Below are 15,513 nucleotides of genomic sequence, written 5' to 3'. Positions count from 1 at the left end.
TTTATTGCAGTTTATTAATCTATCATGAACCCTAATAGACACTTTATTCCCTCTCCCACCCTTCAGTTATTAAAAATCCCAAGACCAAAAAGAACAAAAAGAAAACAATATCACCAAAAGAATATTCTGATTCTTCCTTCTGTTACACTATAACAAAGTTTAGAAAGCGCTATCATATAACAAAGGAGAATGCACCTTGAAAATATTAAAAAATCTAACAGTTCAGGTCATCATCGGTATCATTCTGGGTATAACAGTCGGTTTCTTCTTCCCTGCTTTCGGTGAACAACTGAAGATATTAGCTGATTTATTTATTAAAATGATTAAAATGGTCATTGCACCAATCATCTTCTTAACCGTCGTAATTGGAATTGGCGGTATGGGTGATATGAAAAAGGTTGGCCGCATCGGCGGAAAGGCCCTGCTCTATTTTGAAATCGTTACCACTTTCGCACTTGCCATCGGAATCATCGTGGTCAATTTGCTGGGACCTGGTAAAGGCTTTAATATCGATTCAGTCGAGGGCGGAGATGTATCACAATATACAACAGCCGCTTCCGAAACGGAACATGGCGCCGTTGCTTTCATTTCTAATATCATTCCTGATAATGCCGTTGCAGCACTGGCTGGCGGAGACTTACTCCCTATTCTATTCTTTGCCGTATTATTCGGATTATCAATGGCGGCAATGGGACCGAGAGTGCAGCCAGTCGTATCTTTCTTTCAGCATATTGCCGATATATTCTTCGGCATCGTCGGTATGATCATGAAAGTATCTCCATTGGCGGCTTTTGGAGCAATGGCTTATACAATCGGTAAGTTCGGCCTTGGTTCTTTAACCTCGTTAGGACAATTAATGGGTAGTGTATATATCACCATGGCACTATTCATCATTTTTATCCTTGGAACGATCGCAAAAATCTACGGCTTTAATATTTTCAAGTTCATAGCCTATATAAAAGAAGAGATCCTCTTAGTTTTAGGAACATCTTCATCGGAATCCGCTCTGCCAAGCGTGATGAAAAAACTCGAAAAATACGGTTGCTCAAAATCGGTAGTCGGGTTGGTTGTCCCAACGGGTTATTCTTTCAACCTCGATGGCACATCGATCTACTTATCCATGGCAGCGATTTTCATCGCCCAAGCCTATGGTGTCGATTTAAGCATCTGGCAGGAATTGACCCTTCTAGGAATCTTGATGTTAACATCCAAAGGAGCTGCCGGTGTAACGGGATCCGGTTTCATTACACTTGCTGCAACATTAGCTGCCTTCCCAATGATTCCAGTTGAAGGAATGGCATTATTACTGGGAGTAGACCGCTTCATGTCTGAAGCACGTGCCATCACCAATCTAATCGGTAACAGTGTTGCTACAGTTGTCATTTCTAAATCAGAAGGTGAATTCAATCCAAACCAAGCCATCTCAGGTGATATGAGTGAAGTGGCCGTCTCATCGGAAAAATAATCGAACCCTGAATGAAGAGGTGTGCAAATTGCACCTCTTTTTTTCTTTGCTCCCTTTCTATCAATTAGCCAATTTTCTATAAATAGCCAATCAAATAAATTTCAGAATCAGTGAAAAGTGTTTATACTTTTATGTAACTGGTAAAAGTATAAAGTTAAAAGTTTTAGTAGTTTGATGGATTTAACCAAATTAGGAGGTTTTATCATGAAGGATTACGGATTATTTATTAACGGTGAGTGGTCGGATTTTGGATTGGATAAAATTGAAGTGAGAAACCCGGCAACGGATGAAATAGTTGCCACCGTTCCTAAAGGCGGTGCAACTGAAGCGGCAAAGGCTGCAGATGCCGCATATGAGGCCTTTACGGGCTGGGCCGCACTCTCGGTCTACGAACGTGCTGAACTAATTTGGAAATGGCATCGATTGATTGATGAAAATAAAGAAGAACTGGCGAAAATCATGACTGAAGAGCAAGGCAAGCCCCTTAAAGAGGCTCTTGGTGAGATGACATATGCAAACGGCTTTTTATCTTGGTTTGCCGAAGAAGGAAAACGGGTGTACGGCGAAACGATTCCTGCTTCCGTGTCCAATAAGCGGCTTTTCGTGACTAAACAGCCTGTCGGAGTTGTAGCTGTCATTACGCCTTGGAACTTTCCTGCAGCCATGATTACAAGAAAAGTGGCACCAGCGCTTGCCGTCGGCTGCACAGTCGTCATTAAACCGGCAAACCTGACTCCCATAACAGCTTTAAAAATGGCTGAATTAGCTGAAGAAGCTGGCATACCAAAAGGAGTCATCAATGTCGTGACAGGAAAATCGTCAGAAATCGGTGAAACTTGGCTTCAAGATACGAGGGTTCGTAAATTGACGTTTACCGGTTCTACAGAAGTTGGCAAAACCCTTATGAAGGGCTCAGCTGACACGGTAAAGAAAATCTCGCTTGAGCTTGGAGGTCACGCACCAGCAATCGTTCTTGAGGATGCCGACCTTAATAAAGCGGTTGATGGCATCATCAGTTCAAAATTCCGTAACGCAGGACAAACATGCGTCTGTTCAAATCGCATATATGTCCACGAAGCCATTCAAGAAGCCTTCATCGAAAAGCTCGTTGCCAAGGTAAAGGAACTAAAGGTAGGAAACGGACTGGAAGATGGCGTCGATATCGGCCCGCTTATCGATCAAAATGCAGTGGATAAGGTTCAAAAACAAATAGATGAAGCAATCAGCAGCGGAGCCAAGCTCGAAGCTGGCGGTAAATCAATAAGCGGCCTTTTTCTTGAACCAACCGTACTGTCCAACATTGATGACAGCATGCTCTGCATGAAGGAAGAAACATTTGGTCCACTAGCTCCTATAGCCTCCTTTAAGACTGACGAAGAGGCAATCAAGAGGGCAAATGACTCCATCTTCGGTTTGGCAGCTTACGTCTTCACTGAAAATATCACCAAGGGCATCAAATTCACCGAGGCACTTGAATTCGGAATTGTAGGCTTGAACGATGGACTTCCTTCCGTACCGCAAGCACCATTCGGCGGATTCAAGCAAAGCGGGCTCGGCCGTGAAGGCGGACACCAAGGCATCGAAGAATTCCTGGAAGTAAAATATATTTCCTTAGGTTTGTAACCTATTTAGGCGCACTGAAAACGGGCCCGACTCAATTGAGTCGGACCCGTTTTTTCATTCCAATATATCCTCTTCAAGCTTTTCCTCTTTTCGGATCCTGATGAATTTTACGATATTCAATACAATCGTTTTAACAACGGAGTAAGTTGGAACCGCCAAAATCATACCGATGATACCGGCAATGTTTCCGGCGACGAGCAAAAGGATGATGATGGTAAGCGGATGTGTGTTCAATTTCTTCCCGATGACTAATGGAGAAATGAAATTACCATCCAATTGCTGAATGACCGTTACAACGAGAATGACCAATAACGCCTCGGTCGGTGAATGAATCAACGCCACAATGACGGCAGGTGCGGCTCCGATAAACGGACCTACATATGGAATGATATTGGTTACAGCACCAATCAGCGCGAATAAGAACGCATAAGGCAAACCAATGATCAAATACCCGATGAACGTTCCGATCCCGACAAACATGCAAACAAGCATCTGCCCTTGTATGTATGTGGTAAGAGTCCCGCCAGTTTCCTGAAGTACTGTTAAAGCCGGTTTTCTATAGCGAACCGGTACGAATTTCATAATGGCGGCCGGAAGCTTATCCCCATCCTTCAACATATAAAATAAGATGAAAGGAACCGTCACGACCACCAACGTAATATTCGTCACCACACTGAAAACGGAAGTTAAACTGTTCGTTATATTACTAGGTAAGTTCGTCAAATATTTTTGCAGCGAATCCCCTACTTCTTGCAGTGGTACATAATCTTGTTCTACCGTCCACAAAAACCATTTTGACTCAGCTGAATCTTCAATGAACTTCCTTGTTTGATTGAAATAATCCGGGAGGTTATTGACTAAATCCGTAACCTGTTTGGACAATGACGGGCCGACCAGACCGACCAACAAACTAATCAACCCAAGGAAAAATACGTAAAGCAATAAAATCGCCAATCCCCTTGGCATTCTCCTTTTAACGAGGAAATCGACGGTAGGGTTGAACAAAAAGTAGAGAAAACCTGAAATCAAGATTGGAAAGAACAATGTCGAGGTAAAAATCACGATTGGTTCAAAAAGAAAAGAAATCTTTGTACCAACATAAAAAAGTAAAGACAATAGTAATAACTCTAACGTCCAAAAATGCAGTTTTTGCTTGAACAAATAATCTCCTCCACTATAAGCATTCTATATGACTCCTTATTTCTAAGGAAACGAAAAAATCTATGTATGATAATCCTTCATTGTTAGCAGTTTACCATACTTCTATAACTTGAATGTATAATTATATACAAAAATAAAAGAAAAAGCCTAAAGATACAGTTCCCTATCTTTTTGATGGTTAAGCATCATTTTACACTTTAAATCTTTTATATGTAAGAGGAAAAAAACTAATATGCACCATCATGCAAATTGAAAGATTCATGGTTTTCCACCCAATACGGGAAACGGTCCCAAATAAAAAAACCCCGCCGTATTGGCGGGGTGGTTTTGAGTCTTATTTCTGATCTTGAAGTACTGCTTCAAGCATCGTACCGTTTTTAGCTAGGTTTGTATGCCATGAAAATGCTTTTTCAAGAATGTGTGGAGTTTGATGCCCGCCAGTTTGCGCAACAGCTTCAGTGAAGTATGCACGAAGCTGTGGACGGTAGTCTGGATGCGCACAATTTTCAATGATTAATTCTACGCGCTCTTTTGGTGCCAAACCACGTAAATCAGCAATCCCTTGCTCTGTCACTAATACATCTACATCATGTTCAGTATGATCCACATGAGAAACGAATGGAACGATACTGGAAATCTTGCCGCCCTTTGCATATGATTTCGTTACGAAAATGCCTAGGCGTGAGTTACGGGCAAAATCTCCCGATCCACCGATTCCATTCATCATTCTTGTCCCAGAAACATGTGTCGAGTTCACGTTCCCATAGATATCGCACTCTAACGCTGTATTGATTGAAATCAAGCCAAGGCGGCGGATGATTTCAGGATGGTTAGATATTTCTTGTGGACGAAGAACTAGTTTATCACGGTATTTTTCAAGCTCACCGTAAACTTGTTTACCTTTTTCTTCAGCTAATGTGATCGAACAACCTGAAGCGAATTTAACTTTTCCAGCATCGATTAAATCGAAAACCGCATCTTGCAGCACTTCTGAATAAACTTCCAAATCTTTAAATTCAGAATCAAGGAAGCCAGCGAATACTGCATTTGCCACTGAACCTACACCCGACTGAAGCGGAGCAAGGCTTTCAGTTAAACGGCCAGCCTTGATTTCTTCACGAAGGAAGTTAATGAGGTGGTTGGCAATTGTTGCAGTTTCTTCATCCGGAGGCACGATTGTAGAAGGTGCATCAAGATCTGTAGAAATGACGATTCCCATTACTTTTTCAGGGTCAACCGCAATACCGATCGATCCAAGGCGATCACTAGCTTTAGTCATAGGAATCGGTTCGCGTTGCCCTTGTTCAGCTGGTGTATATATATCATGCATCCCTTCCAATCCTTCTGGATGGGACACGTTCAATTCAATGATTACATGTTTAGCTTCTTGAACGAATATGGCTGAGTTACCTACAGAAGTTGTCGGGATGATCAATCCTTCTTCCGTAATCGCCAATGCTTCGATGATTGCAAAATCTATAGGTCCGACAATGCCTTGACGAACTTGTTCAGCTGTATGTGATAAATGCTGGTCTACATAAGTGACTTCATCAGCATTTATTTTATTGCGAATGCCTTTATCCGCTTGGAACGGCAAACGTTTGTTTATGATACCGGCTTCCGCCATATGTTGATCGACTTCCGGTCCTAATGAAGCACCAGTATAAACGTCAACTTTGAATTTTTCAGTTTTTGCTTTTTCAACTAGAGCCATCGGAATAACTTTAGCATCACCAGCACGGGTAAATCCACTCATACCGAGTTTCATTCCATCTTTAATCCATGAAGCTGCTTCTTCCGCTGTAACGACTTTCCCCTTAAATTGTTCATTGCGAATTTTTTTGAAAACGCTTTCGTTCATACAAAAGACCCCCATTTTTCGCTTTTCTTACACTTAATTTTACCAATCCTGTGTAATCATCACATTCGATTCTGAATGAAAAGCCTTAAATAGAGCATAAACCAGCATTTTTTTCACACAAAGGAGAATCACTAAAACCCCAAAGCCCTTCTAAATTGACTCGCATAAGTTTGACTGACCTGGATTTTGGAGTTGTCTTTCATTATCAATAAAAATGTAGAATGAAAATCGGGAAGGATTTCTTGTATATAATTTATATTGACGATGTACGAACGATGCACACGAATGAATAAATCACTAGGTAAAATGAATTCCAATTCACTTAAGTTCATTTTATGAAATCCACTCACACGTTCGGACTGAATCTTAGTTTTCCTATTTTGAGCTTCCAAATACATAATTTCATCATATGGAAGCGGTATCCAGCGGTCATCTGTTTTAATGGTCAAGAATGATGTAGGTAAGATTAATGGCTTTGACGGCAAGATGGCCGTTACCGCTCCTAAAGGATTGCCCTCGTCCATGATAGGAACACTCAGCCCATAGTAAGGTACGCCAAATACATTGCTTTCAACCTGCACCCCTATTTTTTTACGAACGCTCAGCGCTTTATATGTCGCTGTTTTTTCACTGAATAAATCACCCGGTTTTATTCTTAAGTCAACTTGTTTGCTCGGTTGATAATAAATGTATTTTTCAGAATCAGCCACAGAAATTGAAGCATCCTTCGGTACAAACTCCCTGATGATATTCAAAACGGATTCGACCGTAAATTGATCCATTTCCTTTCACCTCTTAAAAGAACATATTAATAATTTCCCTTATTATTAAACAGGGCATGCATGAAATAATTCATCGTTTTTTGGAAAACTTACATTTTTTTGAATTTACTTTTCGTAAAATAAAGAAAAATGGAAGTAACTAAGCGAAAAGTGTCAAAAAAAGCAAAAAAATCGTATTAAAATTTATATCCTTATTTATTATAGTTGGAAAGCTCCCTGATTTCCATGGGGGATTCTAGAAAAAGGTTTCCTTATGGCTAACATTTAAACTCCACAGCCGGGTTTGGGCATCATACGCATAAAGAAGCCGCTCTCCCAAAATGGGATAACGGCCGAAAGGTTATTTTTTAAAACGGGGATTTTGAAACGAGGATTTTATTCGAAGGGATAATATCTCTTCTAAGTTTTTTAGTGGCAATTCCAATAAAAAGGGTCGGTCATCAGGTTGATATACATCCTCTGAAATGAGCGTATTAACGATCTTCTGTTTTTTCGCATTAACAATTCGGACCAGTCTCCCCATTTTCAGCTCCCTTTCCTTAATCTACTGTATCCGGCTTATTCGGCCGAAATAATCACAGCATCAGATGTCATTCTTTAACGCGTCATGACCTTCTTTACCGGTACGGATATTCACAACATTCGCCAATTCATAAATGAATATTTTTCCATCCCCTGGTTTACCTGTACTCAAGAATTTCCTTGCTACATCCACAACATCCTGAACTGGCACTTCACATACGACGATTTCGATTTTCATTCTGTCATGTAGTGACATTTCACGATTTCTGCCTCTATAGGTTTCCACATAACTTTTCTGAAGACCCGTTCCTTTTACTTCCGATACAGTCATTCCGCTTACCCCTATTTTTGCAAGTTCCGCTTTGAATTGTTCAAACTTGATCGGACGTGTAATGATTTCTATTTTCGTTAAAACCTCGGACATATGAGCAACCCCCTTTTAAATGGATTCGTGATAAGCTTTTTCTCCATGAAGTGTTAGATCAAGCCCCATTGACTCATCTTCTTCACTGACACGCAACGGTACGAAAAGGTTAATGGCTTTAGCAACGATATAAGTGACCACGGCAACAAAGATATATGTCGCAATGATCGCTACAAGCTGCTTCCACAACAAGTTGAAATCTCCATAGAATAAACCATCTGCACCGTTTTCGTTAACGGAAGTGGTCGCGAATAAACCTGTAGCGATGCCCCCCCATGTCCCGCCGATCCCATGCAATCCAAAAGCATCAAGTGCATCGTCGTAACCCAGTTTATTCTTCAGGAAGAATACGCCCCAGAAACATACGGCACCGCCAATGACCCCGATGATGATGGAAGAGGCAGGGGTTACGAATCCGCAAGCAGGTGTTATGGCCACCAAGCCAGAAATAGCTCCGGATACCGCACCTAGCAATGTTGCTTTTTTATTAGCCATATATTCAACGATGAGCCAGCCTATGATACCAGCAGCGGCTGCAACAGCTGTGTTGACGAATACATTCATCGCCACTTCATTGATTGTCAGTGCGCTTCCGACATTGAAGCCGTACCAACCGAACCAAATTAATGATCCGCCAAGGAATGTTAAAGGAAGATTATGCGGCGCACTGACCCCCGACTCTTTCCTTTTACCTAACATGATCGCTAAAACCAGACCTGCAACCCCTGAAGAAATATGAACAACGTTGCCGCCTGCAAAGTCAAGTGTACCCAGTTCCGCTAGCCAGCCGCCTCCCCATACCCAGTGTGCAACGGGAGCGTATACGAATAAAGACCAAAGGATCGTAAAAATCAGGAATGCTGAAAACTTCATCCGCTCGGCAATGCCACCTGCAATGATCGAGACGGTTAAAACGGCAAAAGTCATTTGGAATAACATGAACAAGCTATGAGGAATTGTTTCGCTGTATGGTCCAGGTGCAAAGCCTACATCCTTTAAGCCAACCCAGTCCAGACCGCCCAGAAGTGTATTACCAGGTGAAAATGATAATGAATACCCAATCAAAACCCAAAGAATCGAAATGACAGCCAATGGCATATAACTATGCATTGCCGTATTCAGGACATTTTTACTTTTTACCATCCCTCCATAAAATAGGGCAATCCCTGGAGTCATTAACCAAACCATCATTGTCGCCAAAAACATGAATACCGAATCTGCCATTTCCATACTGTTCTTTTCCCCCTTGTTTTTTGTATATGTTATGTTTATTAACACTATTATGTTATGTTTTTTATCATATACTTAATTTTCTAATAATTCAACTTAATTTTTATATTTTTCAAAAAAATGTTAGGTTATATAACATCAATATGAATAAAGACTTAGATAATTTGATTTTTTTGGTTTTATAATTACTTTTCCACATTTTTACGACTCCATCACTGTTACATTTCCCCCTCTACTTATGTCCCGCTTCAATAAAAAAAGGGCCCTCCTATAGAGGACCCACAAAAAATATTCAATTAACAGCAACGAGACACTTTCCCACCCTTTGCATTATACCGTTCATCCTGGGCTTCACAGAAAAATTCTTTCCTGGTTTTCACGGGATCCCCAGGATGATGCATTCTCATATGTGCCACATACGTATCATAACTTGGCACGCCGACGAGCAAACTGACGAACTGCTTCCTGTAGCTTAGAATTTTAATTAATCTTTTCAACATTGCCTTCCCTCCCTTATGATGACCTTGAAACATAAGGTGTTTCATGTAAATCTATTTTCTGGTTCTTCAAGACCTTTATCCATAACCTAATGGCGGAAATCAGGACCGTAATCACCACGATCATGAAGATGGCACAAAGGGCAGCATCCACATAATCATTTACGATAACCCGCTTCATTTCGGCCAGATTGGCTGCCGGAGCAAGAACTTCCCCATTATCATAGGCCGCTTTAAATTTATCCTTATGCGCTAAAAAGCCTATCGCCGGGTTTTCGTGGAACAGCTTTTGCCATCCAGCGGTCATGGTCACTATCAATAAGAATGTAGTAGGAACGAGTGTGACCCATGTGTACGCTTTTTTGCCCATTTTGAAAAGGACCGTCGTCCCAAGCAGCAATGCAATGGCGGAAAGCATCTGATTCGCAATTCCAAACAACGGCCAAAGGGTATTGATTCCGCCAAGAGGATCAATGACCCCTTGATAAAGGAAGTACCCCCAACCGATTACACAAATGGCAGTCGCAATAATATTGGGCAGCCATTTATTCGTTTCGGCAAATGGCTTGTAAAAGGTGCCGATGATATCCTGTATCATAAAACGCCCTACCCTGGTTCCCGCATCAATGGTGGTCAATATGAACAATGCCTCGAACAGGATCGCGAAATGATACCAGAATGCCATCAGGGACGCTCCGCCAATCACTTGCGAGAAGATATGGGCCATGCCGATAGCAAAGGTTGGAGCTCCTCCAGTACGGGATATAATGGTCTCTTCCCCAACATCCTCTGCAAGGCCGGTAATCATCTCAGGCGTCAAAATGAAACCCCAATCCGATATCGTTGCAGCCACTTGCGCAGGTTCCGTTCCTATAACGGCGCCCGGGCTGTTAATGGCAAAATAGATCCCTGGCGTCAATACACAGGCCGCTATCATCGCCATGATGGCTACAAAGGATTCAGTCAACATCGCCCCGTATCCGATTGGACGTGAATGCGATTCACGTTCAATCATTTTAGGAGTTGTACCTGATGAAACGAGTGCATGGAATCCGGATACCGCTCCGCAAGCGATCGTAATGAATAGGAACGGGAATAAATTCCCGGAAAATACAGGTCCTGTTCCATCGATGAATTGAGTGACGGCCGGCATTTCAAGGCTCGGCATGACAATGAAGATACCAAGTGCAAGTCCGATGATCGTACCGATTTTCAAAAATGTGCTTAAGTAATCACGCGGTGCCAATAACATCCATACAGGCAAAACGGAGGCAACGAATCCGTATACAATCAACATGATGGCAATCGTTTCCCCGCTGAATGTGAACATTGGCGCCCATGTTGCGCTCTCAGCTACAAAGCGGCCTAAATATAAAGCCAGCATCAATAGTATGATTCCGATAATCGATCCTTCACCAACCCGACCCGGCCTTATATAACGCATGTAAATGCCCATAAGGACCGCGATCGGTATGGTCGAGGCAATCGTGAACATCCCCCACGGACTGCCCACCAGCGCTTTTACGACAACTAGGGCAAGTACAGCTAATAAAATGATCATGATACCCAGGATACCGATCATCGCTATCAATCCAGTAATCGGTCCAATTTCCTCTTTGATCATCTCTCCCAATGATTTGCCGTTACGGCGCATCGAACCGAAGAGAATGATGAAATCCTGTACGGCACCAGCCAATACAACTCCGACTACAAGCCATAGCGTCCCTGGCAAATATCCCATCTGCGCTGCAAGGATGGGACCTACGAGAGGGCCAGCTCCGGCAATTGCCGCAAAATGGTGGCCAAACAATACCCATTTGTTTGTAGGCACATAATCCTTCCCATCGTTATTCGCTTCCGATGGGGTCTGGCGATTGTCATCTAGCTCAAACACTTTCCGTGCAATGAATTTACTATAAAAGCGGTATGCAATTGAATAAACACAGAGTGCTGCAGTGACAATCCACATGGCATTGATGCTTTCCCCCCGGTTTAGCGCGACGAAACCAAAACTCACCGCACCCAAAGCAGAAATGATTCCCCAAAGTATAACCGACTTAAGCGCTTTCATTTTTTCCATCTCCCCTCCATTGAACTATTTTACAACTATAAAAACCTTCATTTATAAGGGGCCTGGACTGTATTCCACCCCACGCCCAATAAATTTAAAGAATTTTATATATATTCTGAATTATATGTTACCATAAGGATTTTTAGCAATAGCAAATTAGTCAATTTGTAAAGTATTTTCCATTATTTTGTCGATAATTACCTCTTTTCCCACCAATATGGATTTTTGAATTTACACTCTTTATAAAAACCGCATCAGGCAAAAAAACATTTTCGGAAGGTGCATCATTGAATGAAATGGAAGTTGTACTTATTATGGGACCAACACAAAAAAATGTGCGCCTGACGGCACACATCCTTTCTTCATCCAATCTGATTTCCCCTTAAAGAACTACGAAATAGGTCGTAATAAAAACCCCTCTGCCGCAACAATTCATCATGGGATCCCTTTTCAATGACCCTTCCTTCATCAAGTACAAGGATTTGATCACTTTGCTGAATTGTATTCAATCTGTGGGCAATGACAAAACTGGTCCTTCCCTCCATCAAGCGGTGTAATGCTTCCTGGATTTTTAGTTCGGTAATCGTATCTATGCTACTTGTCGCTTCATCCAAAATCAATAGAACGGGATCGGCTAAAATAGCCCTGGCAATCGATAATAGCTGGCGCTGTCCCTGACTTATTCCACTGCCATCTTGATTCAAGTTGGTATCATATCGATCTGGCAGTTTCATGATAAAGGAATGGGCATTGGCAAGCTTGGCTGCATTCACCACTTCTTCATCTTCCGCCTCCAGTCGGCCGTAGCGGATATTTTCACGAATCGTACCTTGAAACAAGAAGGAATCCTGTAAAACGAAGCCCATATGCTTACGGAGACTGGATCTCGTCACCTGTTGGATATCCTGGCCATCAATCATTATCCGGCCGCTGTTCGGCTCGTAAAAACGGGCAAGAAGATTAATGATCGTAGTCTTACCGGCACCAGTGGGACCTACAAGCGCGATGGTCTCCCCTTTTTCCGCATGGAAATTAACATCATATATCGTTTGCTCCTCATCATTATACGAAAAGGACACACCCTCAAAGACCACCTCACCGCGGACATCACGAAGTTCAGAGGCCTGATTCTCATCCACTTCCTCTTCTCCTTCATCAAGTATGGCGAAAACCCGCTCAGCACCGGCAACAGCTGAGAGGAGTGTATTGAATTGGTTAGCCAGGTCATTGAGCGGACGCGTGAATTGCCTTGAATACTCTGTGAAGATGACAATAACCCCGATGGAGACCGTTCCTATGCCACTCAGCGCCAAAAACCCGCCGACAGCAGCTATTACGGTAAAACTTAAGTTGTTCAGTAAATTCATCAGTTTTGGAATCAGCCCAGAGTATGATTGTGATAGGAAGCCGGCCTTCTTCAAGTTTTCACTCCGGATGATAAAGTCCCGGATCACTTTATCTTCCTGTGAAAAAGCCTTTACGATCCGTTGTCCGGAAATCGTTTCTTCTATAAACCCATTCAGTTCCCCAAGGTTCTTCTGCTGTTGTTTAAAAAGCTTTCCCGTCCGGTTCGTTATCCACCTCAGGCCGAAGAACATAAGAGGAACGATGAATAAGGTTAAAACAGTTAATAAAGGACTCAAATAAAGCATGACTCCGATCGTCCCGACCAGTGTCAGCACACTTGAAAAAATCTGGATGACGGAACTATTCAAAGTGGAACTGACATTTTCTATATCATTCGTGACCCTACTCATCAATTCCCCATGCTGGCGCCTGTCAAAAAAGGGGATGGACAGCTGGTGAAGCTTTTTGAATAATTGATTGCGCATTTCATAAACCGTATCCTGCGCGATTCCGATCATCCAATAATTCTGAAGCCACATGGATAGCGAATAGAATATATAGACTCCGAGAAGTCCGAAAAGAAGGCTGATCAGCCCCCCGCTATCTCTTGTGACAATAAAATCATCAATGGCCATCCCCACAAGAAAGGGACCAAGCAATCCCAAAACCGAGCTGATCAGAACCATGAATAGGACACAAAATAGCAGGCTTTTATTCGTCGCTAAATACGGAATGATCCTTTTTATCGTATTCCAGGAGTTGACCGGCTTAGACTTTGCCTTATCGGGAACTATTCTTTGACTCAAGCGAAATCCCCTCCTCCCCATACTGTGAGTGAACGATTTTTCGATAAAGATCGCTTGTTTGAAGCAAATCCTCATGTTTCCCCAGCGCAAGGACCCGACCGCTTTCCAGCAACAAGATTTTGTCCGCCTCCATGGCTGTACTGATTTTTTGTGTAATGATGAGTGTTGTGCATGTATAGTCCTTTAAAGCGGCAAGCAATTTACTTTCCGTTTTCAAATCAAGCGCACTCGTACTATCATCCAGAAGGAGAATCTTCGGTCTGCGCACCAATGCTCTTGCGATCGATAAGCGCTGTTTTTGCCCTCCGGACAGATTCACCCCTTTTTGACCTAACTGGGTTTCATATTGCTTCGGAAGTTTCATTACGGTCTCATGCACCTGAGCATGCTTTGCCGCTGCCATGATTTCCTCCATCGAGGCACCTTCTTTTCCCCAAGCGACATTATCTTTTATGGTTCCTGAAAAAAGCAGCGCCTCTTGCGGTACATAGCCAATCCTTTTCCGCAGCGAATTCAAGGGAATATCTTTCAGATCCTGGTCATCAATTTGAATGGAGCCGCTTTCAACTTCGTATAATCTCGGAATCAGCTGAAACAGAGATGTTTTCCCCGATCCTGTCGCCCCTAAGATGGCAAGCGATTCTCCCGGATCGATGGAAAAGGTCAGGTTTTTCAATATCGGTGTATCGGATCCAGGATAGCGGAAAGATACATCCAAAAACTTGATGCCTCCCCCATTGACGGACCCGCTCTTGCTTTCCGCCTTACCTTCATCAATATCTATCGGGGTTTCAAATATTTCCGTCACACGCTCCGCTGAAGCCTTTGCACGGGAAATGACCATGATCAGCCATGAAAAAACGGAAAGGGAAGCGGCAATCCTTGTGGCATAGTTGACAATCGCCACAACTTCCCCTACCTGTATATCTCCCGTTGTTATAAATTCGCTTCCAAGCCAGAGAATGATCAGAATCGCCACATTCATGACCAGCATCAGTACAGGCATTGTCGTTTCTATTAGACGAAGCGAAGTGACGGTCTTTCTTTTCAACTCTTCATTCGCATCGTCAAATCGGCCGATTTCATGCTCCTTACGAAGAAAAGCCTTGATCAAGCGCATGCCTATCAGGTTTTCCCTCATGACGCCATTGACATTATCGAGTTTTTTCTGTACGAGCTTAAACAGCTTGGCTGCTCGTTTCATAACCCATCTCAGGAAGAAAACAAGAACCGGAATTGAAATGACCAAAACAAGTGATAGTTTCAAATCCACCGCAATTGCCATTATTGCTCCGCCGATTACGATCAATGGCGCCCTTGCCATGATACGCAAGCCCATAAAAACCGTATTTTGAAGTTGTGTCACATCATTTGTCATCCTTGTTATCAGCGAGGATGTCGGGATATTATTCAAATTCGCAAAAGAAAACGCCTGTATTTTACCAAAAAGGCTTTTCCTCACATCATGTCCAAAGCTTTGGCTTACATGTGATGCCGTAAAGGAATTAACGATCCCGCCAAGAAATGAAAAAACGGAAAGCCCAACCATGACACTTCCCCATTTAATCACCACCGATAAATCTTTCTGCAAAATGCCATCATCAATTATTTTTGCTATAAATAAAGGTTGTAACAGCTCTACCCCGAGCTCGACAATCATTAAGGATAAAGCAAGAATGATCAAAAGCCAGTACGGCTTAAGAAAAGAGGACAATTTTTTCATC

The 15,513-nt window shown here is 42.5% G+C and carries 12 protein-coding genes; 2 read left to right on the top strand and 10 right to left on the bottom strand.

The genetic code is table 11. The annotated features are described in order from the left end of the window. Positions 1 to 196: 196 nt before the first annotated feature. Both MPH60_RS21960 and MPH60_RS21955 read left to right on the top strand, forming a co-directional pair. Positions 197 to 1,465 (top strand): dicarboxylate/amino acid:cation symporter, encoded by a 1,269-nt coding sequence (locus MPH60_RS21960; RefSeq protein WP_241590049.1) that lies wholly within the window; start codon positions 197 to 199, stop codon positions 1,463 to 1,465. 204 nt (positions 1,466 to 1,669) lie between these two features. Further along, positions 1,670 to 3,088: an NAD-dependent succinate-semialdehyde dehydrogenase gene (locus tag MPH60_RS21955; protein WP_241590050.1), complete on the top strand. Its 1,419-nt coding sequence runs from the start codon at positions 1,670 to 1,672 to the stop codon at positions 3,086 to 3,088. Between the two features lie 54 nt (positions 3,089 to 3,142). Here the strand turns inward: MPH60_RS21955 and MPH60_RS21950 are convergent, their stop codons facing one another. The 10 genes from MPH60_RS21950 to MPH60_RS21905 form a co-directional block, all read right to left on the bottom strand. Next, on the bottom strand, positions 3,143 to 4,249 hold the full coding sequence (locus tag MPH60_RS21950; protein ID WP_241590051.1) for an AI-2E family transporter: 1,107 nt from the start codon (positions 4,247 to 4,249) through the stop codon (positions 3,143 to 3,145). Between the two features lie 334 nt (positions 4,250 to 4,583). Beyond that, on the bottom strand, positions 4,584 to 6,110 hold the full coding sequence (locus MPH60_RS21945) for an acetyl-CoA hydrolase/transferase family protein (RefSeq protein ID WP_241590052.1): 1,527 nt from the start codon (positions 6,108 to 6,110) through the stop codon (positions 4,584 to 4,586). A gap of 131 nt (positions 6,111 to 6,241) precedes the next feature. Beyond that, positions 6,242 to 6,892 carry a LytTR family DNA-binding domain-containing protein gene (locus tag MPH60_RS21940; protein WP_098370453.1) on the bottom strand — a complete coding sequence of 217 codons (651 nt, stop codon included), beginning with the start codon at positions 6,890 to 6,892 and terminating at the stop codon, positions 6,242 to 6,244. Between the two features lie 583 nt (positions 6,893 to 7,475). Next, entirely contained in the window at positions 7,476 to 7,838 is a 363-nt protein-coding gene (locus tag MPH60_RS21935; protein WP_063235326.1) for a P-II family nitrogen regulator, read from the bottom strand. A gap of 15 nt (positions 7,839 to 7,853) precedes the next feature. Next, positions 7,854 to 9,068 carry an ammonium transporter gene (locus tag MPH60_RS21930; protein ID WP_241590053.1) on the bottom strand — a complete coding sequence of 405 codons (1,215 nt, stop codon included), beginning with the start codon at positions 9,066 to 9,068 and terminating at the stop codon, positions 7,854 to 7,856. Between the two features lie 296 nt (positions 9,069 to 9,364). Next, positions 9,365 to 9,568: a YbdD/YjiX family protein gene (locus tag MPH60_RS21925; RefSeq protein ID WP_241590054.1), complete on the bottom strand. Its 204-nt coding sequence runs from the start codon at positions 9,566 to 9,568 to the stop codon at positions 9,365 to 9,367. Between the two features lie 13 nt (positions 9,569 to 9,581). After that, entirely contained in the window at positions 9,582 to 11,636 is a 2,055-nt protein-coding gene (locus MPH60_RS21920) for a carbon starvation CstA family protein (protein WP_241590164.1), read from the bottom strand. Positions 11,637 to 11,796: 160 nt separating this feature from the next. Next, positions 11,797 to 12,006 carry a hypothetical protein gene (locus MPH60_RS21915; protein ID WP_241590055.1) on the bottom strand — a complete coding sequence of 70 codons (210 nt, stop codon included), beginning with the start codon at positions 12,004 to 12,006 and terminating at the stop codon, positions 11,797 to 11,799. Further along, positions 11,999 to 13,810, bottom strand: a complete 1,812-nt coding sequence (locus tag MPH60_RS21910) for an ABC transporter ATP-binding protein (protein WP_405390640.1) — start codon at positions 13,808 to 13,810, stop codon at positions 11,999 to 12,001. The genes MPH60_RS21915 and MPH60_RS21910 overlap by 8 nt, the downstream gene beginning before the upstream one ends. Then, positions 13,764 to 15,512 carry an ABC transporter ATP-binding protein gene (locus tag MPH60_RS21905; RefSeq protein ID WP_241590057.1) on the bottom strand — a complete coding sequence of 583 codons (1,749 nt, stop codon included), beginning with the start codon at positions 15,510 to 15,512 and terminating at the stop codon, positions 13,764 to 13,766. The genes MPH60_RS21910 and MPH60_RS21905 overlap by 47 nt, the downstream gene beginning before the upstream one ends. Position 15,513: the final 1 nt, after the last annotated feature.

The organism is Peribacillus sp. Aquil_B1, assembly GCF_022603275.1.
Lineage (GTDB): Bacteria > Bacillota > Bacilli > Bacillales > DSM-1321 > Peribacillus.
This window is presented reverse-complemented; position numbering and strand designations above follow the sequence as displayed.

Bases quoted from the DNA above. Each gene is read 5' to 3' on its own strand.
- MPH60_RS21955 (WP_241590050.1), top strand. From the start codon at position 1,670: ATGAAGGATTACGGATTATTTATTAACGGTGAGTGGTCGGATTTTGGA.
- MPH60_RS21920 (WP_241590164.1), bottom strand. From the start codon at position 11,636: ATGAAAGCGCTTAAGTCGGTTATACTTTGGGGAATCATTTCTGCTTTG.
- MPH60_RS21910 (WP_405390640.1), bottom strand. From the start codon at position 13,810: ATGGGGAGGAGGGGATTTCGCTTGAGTCAAAGAATAGTTCCCGATAAG.
- MPH60_RS21925 (WP_241590054.1), bottom strand. From the start codon at position 9,568: ATGTTGAAAAGATTAATTAAAATTCTAAGCTACAGGAAGCAGTTCGTC.
- MPH60_RS21905 (WP_241590057.1), bottom strand. From the start codon at position 15,512: ATGAAAAAATTGTCCTCTTTTCTTAAGCCGTACTGGCTTTTGATCATT.
- MPH60_RS21935 (WP_063235326.1), bottom strand. From the start codon at position 7,838: ATGTCCGAGGTTTTAACGAAAATAGAAATCATTACACGTCCGATCAAG.
- MPH60_RS21930 (WP_241590053.1), bottom strand. From the start codon at position 9,068: ATGGAAATGGCAGATTCGGTATTCATGTTTTTGGCGACAATGATGGTT.
- MPH60_RS21945 (WP_241590052.1), bottom strand. From the start codon at position 6,110: ATGAACGAAAGCGTTTTCAAAAAAATTCGCAATGAACAATTTAAGGGG.
- MPH60_RS21940 (WP_098370453.1), bottom strand. From the start codon at position 6,892: ATGGATCAATTTACGGTCGAATCCGTTTTGAATATCATCAGGGAGTTT.